5 protein-coding genes and 1 pseudogene are annotated in these 6397 nt (G+C 71.8%); 4 read left to right on the forward strand and 2 right to left on the reverse strand.

Annotated features, from left to right (window positions below):
- The first annotated feature begins 418 nt into the window (after positions 1 to 418).
- The 4 genes from RIM90_RS29710 (at position 419) to RIM90_RS29725 (ending at position 4817) form a co-directional block, all read left to right on the forward strand.
- On the forward strand, positions 419 to 916 hold the full coding sequence (locus RIM90_RS29710) for a hypothetical protein (protein WP_309063837.1): 498 nt from the start codon (positions 419 to 421) through the stop codon (positions 914 to 916).
- A gap of 109 nt (positions 917 to 1025) precedes the next feature.
- Positions 1026 to 2453: an SPFH domain-containing protein gene (locus tag RIM90_RS29715; protein ID WP_309063838.1), complete on the forward strand. Its 1428-nt coding sequence runs from the start codon at positions 1026 to 1028 to the stop codon at positions 2451 to 2453.
- 319 nt (positions 2454 to 2772) lie between these two features.
- Complete coding sequence (locus RIM90_RS29720; RefSeq protein WP_309063839.1) at positions 2773 to 3786, forward strand: glycoside hydrolase family 11 protein; 1014 nt, start codon at positions 2773 to 2775, stop codon at positions 3784 to 3786.
- 26 nt (positions 3787 to 3812) lie between these two features.
- Positions 3813 to 4817: a polysaccharide deacetylase family protein gene (locus RIM90_RS29725; RefSeq protein ID WP_309063840.1), complete on the forward strand. Its 1005-nt coding sequence runs from the start codon at positions 3813 to 3815 to the stop codon at positions 4815 to 4817.
- Between the two features lie 449 nt (positions 4818 to 5266).
- On the opposite strand, the gene RIM90_RS29730 is transcribed toward RIM90_RS29725, so the two are convergent.
- Positions 5267 to 5422, reverse strand: a complete 156-nt coding sequence (locus tag RIM90_RS29730) for a hypothetical protein (protein WP_309063841.1) — start codon at positions 5420 to 5422, stop codon at positions 5267 to 5269.
- 311 nt (positions 5423 to 5733) lie between these two features.
- Positions 5734 to 6397: pseudogene (locus tag RIM90_RS29735) on the reverse strand (hypothetical protein); the annotation flags it as partial.

Raw genomic sequence — 6397 nt, forward strand, 5'->3', positions numbered from 1 at the left:
GGGGTGGCGGAAACAAACGCGGCCGGATCTCGACGCCGACGGCACGGCCGTGTGCGGGTTGACCGGACATCCCGCTCACCCTGGTCACCGAGGGCAACGCGGACGGGGCACCGCAGTACCGTCCCCGAGGGAGAGAGACCGGCCGTGGCGCCCTCGTGAACTGCCGGAGTCGGGCAACGAAGTCCACCCCGCGCCGCCCCTTCCCGGGCTCCGGGCCGGGGCGGCGGCGGCCGTGCGGCGCACTCGACCGCGCCGCACGTTGCCGACGCTGCGGTCCGAGCGGCGGTGGAATCCGGAAGTCCGTGGGAAGACGGCATCAAGAACCCGTAAAGATTGCCGGGTCCAGGCAATGTGTCGTGACCGGTTCACATGGGAGCATGCACGCGCGGGGAGGTCGTCGAGCGAAAGCGGGGCCCCGATGGAATGGTTCGTGGGTCTCGGGATCGCGGGGCTGGTTCTGCTGCTGCTGTCGCTGGTCTTCGACGGGATCCTGGAGGGCGTGCTCGACGGCGTGCTGGACGGGCTGCTGTCGCTGCCGGTGATCGCCGGATTCGTGTCCATGCTCGGCTTCGGCGGCGCGATCGTGCTCGGCACGACGGACCTGGGCGTCACGGGCGCCACGGCGACCGGCGTGGTGGCGGGTGTCGGCGCGGGCTGGCTGACGTGGAAGTTCAGCCGTGCCCTGATGCGGGATCAGACCGACGCCACTCCACGGGGCGACGATCTCGTCGGCAGTTCCGGCTCCGTGGTGACCGCCATTCCCGCCGAGGGGTACGGCGAGGTGCTGGTGTACCTCGCCGGGCAGCCGATGAAACTGGCCGCGAAGTGTTCGGTGCCCGTGGCACGGGGCGCCGAGGTCTGGGTGGAATCGGCGCTCTCCGCGACCTCGGTCGCGGTCCGGCCGGTCGAGCGCTGACCGGTACGTCACCGCGGCTCGCCTCCCCCGCGCTCCACTCCTTCCCGCCTCCGTTCCTTGATCCGATCCGAACCGCCGTCCCCCGGGAGGGCTGAGGGGAATCACCAGCATGAGCCCTGTACTGATCGCCGTGGTGGGAGTCGTCGTACTCCTGGTCCTGCTGGCCCTCGTGGTGGTCACCCGCTACAAGGTGGCGGGACCCAGCGAGGCGTTCATCGTCACCGGACGGCGCGGCAAGAAGTCCACCGACCCCGAGACCGGCCGGGTCTTCACCGACAACAGCGGCCAGAAGGTCGTGGTCGGCGGCGGCGTCTTCGTCGTGCCGTTCGTCCAGCAGAAGTTCACCCTCGACCTGTCCAGCCGGCACATTCCGGTGGCCGTCCGGGGCGCGGTCACGCTGCGCGGGGTGAAGGCCAACCTGGAGGGTGTCGCCATCGTCAAGGTCGGCGGCACCGAGGACTCCATACGTGCCGCCGCCCAGCGCTTCCTGCAGCAGCAGGAAGGCATCGTCGGATTCACCCAGGAGGTGCTGTCCGGCGCGCTGCGCTCCATCGTCGGGCGGATGTCGGTCGAGGACATCATCCGTGACCGCGCCGCCTTCGCGGGACAGGTCGCGGAGGAGGCCGAGGCCAGCCTGTCCGGGCAGGGCCTGGTGCTGGACGCCTTCCAGATCCAGGACATCACCACCGAGGGTTCCTACCTGGAGGATCTCGGCCGGCCCGAGGCGGCCCGCGCCAGGCAGGAGGCCGACATCGCCGAGGCCGTCGCCCGGCGCGCCTCCGAGCAGGCCCGGCTCAAGGCGGAGGAGGAGATCGCGATCGCGCAGCGCACCTTCGCCCTGAAGCAGGCCGAGATCAAGGCGGAGACGGACGAGGCCGCCGCCCGTGCAGGCGCCGCCGGCCCGCTGGCCGAGGCCGCCCGGCAGCAGGAGGTCCTCCAGGAGCAGGAGAAGGTCGCCGCCCGGCAGGCCGCGCTGACCGACCGCGAGCTGGACACCAAGGTCCGCAAGCCCGCCGACGCCGCCCGCTACCAGGCCGAGCAGGAGGCGGAGGCCCGCCGTATCGCGGCGGTCAAGGAGGCCGAGGCGGCGGCCGAGCGGGCACGGCTCACCGGTGAGGGCGAGAAGGCGCACCGCGCGGCGCTCGCCGACGCCGTGCGCATCGAGGGTGACGCCGAGGCGGCCGCGATCGCCGCCAAGGGCTCCGCGGAGGCCGACGCCATGCACAAGAAGGCCGACGCCTTCGAGCGGTACGGCGACGCGGCGGTGCTCCAGATGCTGGTCGAGGTGCTGCCGCAGGTCGTCGGCAAGGCCGCCGAGCCGCTGGCCGCCGTGGACAAGCTGACCGTCATCTCCACGGACGGCGCGGGGCAGCTCCCGCGCACGGTCGCCGACAACGTCGCCCAGGGCATGGAACTGCTCAGCTCCACCACCGGCGTCGACCTCGCCCAGCTCCTCCAGGGCCTCGCCCGGCGCGGTACGCCGACGACCCCCGCTCCGGCCGAGCCGGCCAAGGGCAAGGTCGACATCACCGAGTGACCGCCTGAGGGACCGTCTCCCCCCGCGGAGCCCGGGCGCCGAACAGGCGCCCGGGCTCCGTCGTGTGCAGGGACGGACCGGTTCGAAATTTTCGAGCAACGCTGGGGAAGGTTCGGCCGACTGCTGTCGTGCGCCGAAACGACGTGGAGCTTGACCGGTCAAGCGGGCGTGCTGACGTGGAGTTATGGTGACAGTTCCGATGTTGTCGCCTCTCCGAAGTTTTCGAAACTTCTACCGAAACTGTTGACGGTTGACGCGTGCAGGCCAACACTGTCCGGCGTCGACCCGCACGCCGACCGTCACGAGGAGGCGCACCCCAATGAACGCGCTCGCCCACCCGAGAGGCCGCAGACACGGCCGCTCGCCGCTGAGCCTCAGAAGCACCTGGACCATCGTGCTGGCCGCCCTGGCCGTGATGCTCCTGCCCGGCACCGCCACCGCCGCCCCGGTCATCACGACGAACCAGACCGGCACCAACAACGGCTACTACTACTCGTTCTGGACCGACGCCCAGGGAACGGTCTCCATGGACCTGGGCTCCGGCGGCAACTACAGCACCCGGTGGAGCAACACCGGCAACTTCGTCGCCGGCAAGGGCTGGAGCACCGGCGGCCGCAAGACCGTGAACTACTCGGGCACCTTCAACCCGTCCGGCAACGCGTACCTGACGCTCTACGGATGGACGACCGGCCCGCTCATCGAGTACTACATCGTCGACAACTGGGGCACCTACCGGCCCACCGGCGAGTACAAGGGCACCGTCACCAGCGACGGCGGCACGTACGACATCTACAAGACGACCCGGTACAACGCCCCCTCCATCGAGGGCACCAAGACCTTCGACCAGTACTGGAGCGTCCGCCAGTCGAAGCGGACCGGCGGCACCATCACCAGCGGCAACCACTTCGACGCCTGGGCCCGCAGCGGAATGAACCTGGGCACCCACAACTACATGATCATGGCCACCGAGGGCTACCAGAGCAGCGGCAGCTCCAACATCACGGTGAGTGAATCCGGCTCCGGCGGAGGCGGAGGTGGCGGAGGTGGCGGAGGTGGCGGTGGCACCGGCGGCTGCACCGCGACCCTGTCGGCCGGTGAGAAGTGGGGCGACCGGTACAACCTCAACGTCTCGGTGAGCGGTTCCAGCAACTGGACCGTGACGATGAGGGTGCCCTCCCCGGCGAAGGTCTCCGCGACCTGGAACGTCAGCGCCTCGTACCCCGACAGCCAGACGCTCGTCGCCAGGCCCAACGGCAACGGCAACAACTGGGGCGCGACGATCCAGACCAACGGCAACTGGACCTGGCCGACCGTCTCGTGCAGCGCGAGCTGACCCCTCCCGAGGAGGACTCACCGCACATGACCACCAAACGACCACCGGCCACCCGGACGCGGCCCCTGGTGGCGGGGCTGGCCGTCGCCGCGCTGACCCTGGCGGGCACGGTCACCTCCGCCCTCGACGCCACCCCGGCGCACGCCGCCGCCTGCAACGGGTACGTCGGACTCACCTTCGACGACGGCCCCGCCGGCGGCAGCACGCCGAACCTGCTCAACGCGCTCAAGCAGAACGGGCTGCGGGCCACGATGTTCAACCAGGGCCAGTACGCCGCCGCCAATCCCTCCCTGGTCAAGGCCCAGGTGGACGCCGGCATGTGGGTCGCCAACCACAGCTACACCCACCCCCACATGACCCAGCTGAGCCAGGCGCAGATGGACTCGGAGATCTCCCGCACCCAGCAGGCGATCGCGAACGCGGGCGGCGGCACGCCGAAGCTGTTCCGTCCGCCGTACGGCGAGACCAACTCGACACTGCGGTCGGTCCAGGCCAAGTACGGTCTGACCGAGGTGCTCTGGGACGTCGACTCGCAGGACTGGAACGGCGCGAGCACCGACGCGATCGTGCAGGCGGCCTCCCGGCTCACCGACGGCCAGGTCTTCCTCATGCACGACTGGTCGGCGAACACCCTGGCCGCGATCCCGCGCATCGCGCAGGGGCTGGCCTCCCGGGGCCTGTGCGCCGGCATGATCTCCCCGCAGACGGGCCGCGCCGTCGCCCCCGACGGAGGCGGCTCCGGCGGCGGGGGTGGTGGCGGCGGCAGCACCTGTACCGCGACCCTGTCCGCGGGCAGCCGCTGGAGCGACCGGTACAACCTCAACGTCTCGGTCGGCGGCGCCGACAACTGGACGGTGACCATGAACGTGCCGTCCCCGGCGAAGGTCTCCGCGACCTGGAACGTCAGCGCGTCCTACCCCAACGGCCAGACGCTCGTCGCCAGGCCCAACGGCAACGGGAACAACTGGGGCGTGACGATCCAGACCAACGGCAACTGGACCTGGCCGACGGTCTCCTGCCGCACGAGCTGAAACGGACGAGGGGCGAGCCGCAGCACCCCACGGGCTGCGGCTCGCCCCGGGACCGCCACGGCCTCGCCGCCCGCAGGATGCCGCAGCCGCAGGCGAGAGCGGTCGGTCCCCCCCGACTTCCTCCGGAGCGTCGGTGCCGGTCCATACGCTTGGCGCCTCGGAAGGGGAACAGTAGGGGGCATCAGAACCCGGGGAGGAGCCCGGTACGGAGGCCTGGCAGCGGCTGAGCGCGCACGCCTGCCCCAGCGCACCCGAGCGCCTGGAGCACGTCGCGGTGACGCGGGTGTTCTGCGGCACACCGCTCGCCGATCCGTCCGTGCCCGACCTCCTCGCCGGAACGCCGGCCGAAGCCGTGCGGGACCCTGAACCGGCCCCGCCATGAACGCCCCGGGAACCGCCCTGCGCGAGGAGGCGGCGCCGGATCTGCTCCTGGAGGACCTCGGGCGGGGTCAGGCGCCGAGCCCGCCTGCCGCGAGCAGGTCGGACACGTCGCTCACCAGTCTCCTGCCCAGGCCGTCGGCGTTGCCGAGACGCGTCTCGAAGTCCCTGAGACCGCGGAAGACCTCGGCGTACGCCGCCTGTTCCGCCAGCGGGAGCCGGAGCACCTGCAGGCGCCGGATGCCGCCCCGCGACGAACTGGAGGCGTGGGTGCCCGCCTGGCGTCCGTTGGAGGGCGCGCGCAGACAGCCGGCGAGGAAGTGCGCGTCCAGTTATCGCCGGATCCACCCGCAGGGCGTACAACTGCGGTCCCAGCGCCATCGGGGGCCCTTCGTGCACCCCTGCCTTGTACGCGCGCACGGCACCGGTGACCACGACGTCGCCCTGCTCGACGATCACGGGCGCCGACCCGGCGGCGACGAGCCCGCCGGGAGTCCCGCCCGTCGGCAGGTCGGCAACGGTGAGGAGGGGCACGGAGTCACCGCCGGGAGCCGCCGCGCCGTCCAACGGCTGCCGGCCGGAGCGCGGCGCCAGGGCACCGGCCTTGGACCAGGTCTCCGACGCCGACCGTGGTCTGCGGCCTGTCGATCCCGAACTCCAGGTCCGACAGACGTTCGGCTCGACGGGCCAGGTCGGTCAGCACCGTCGCCGCTTCCCGCCAGGCCGCCGCGAGTTCCAGGCCGGACGGTTCGGCGGTCGCCGACGTGCAGCGCCCGGGGGTGACGTCCACCTCGTCGTCCAGGGGTTCGATGAGGGGGACGCGGACGGCGCCGTCCGGCGGATCCGCCGCGTCCGGGCGGTCGAGGGCCTCCAGCGCGGAGAGGACGAAGGCCTGCAGCGACTCCCCGTGGGGACCGGATTCACGCGCGCCCGTTCGCGCGAAGCGGGTCCCGTCGACCAGGAGTACGCCCTGTCCGGGCGGAACGGCGTCCGGGCGGCCGTCCGGCGCCGCCCTGAGGACCCACAGCTGGAGCGAGACGCTGTGCGGCTGGGCACTGCCGGGCGGGAGGGGCACCACGGCACGGAGGGCGCCGGTCCGCAGCAACGAGCCCCGGATGCGTCGGCCGGCCTCGCGTGAGGCGACCGCGCGCTGCTCGAGGGCACCACCCCCGGGCTCCTCCGCGACCACGTCCGCCTGTGCG

This window comes from Streptomyces sp. (assembly GCF_031181555.1).
In the GTDB taxonomy this organism is placed as follows: domain Bacteria; phylum Actinomycetota; class Actinomycetes; order Streptomycetales; family Streptomycetaceae; genus Streptomyces; species Streptomyces fimbriatus.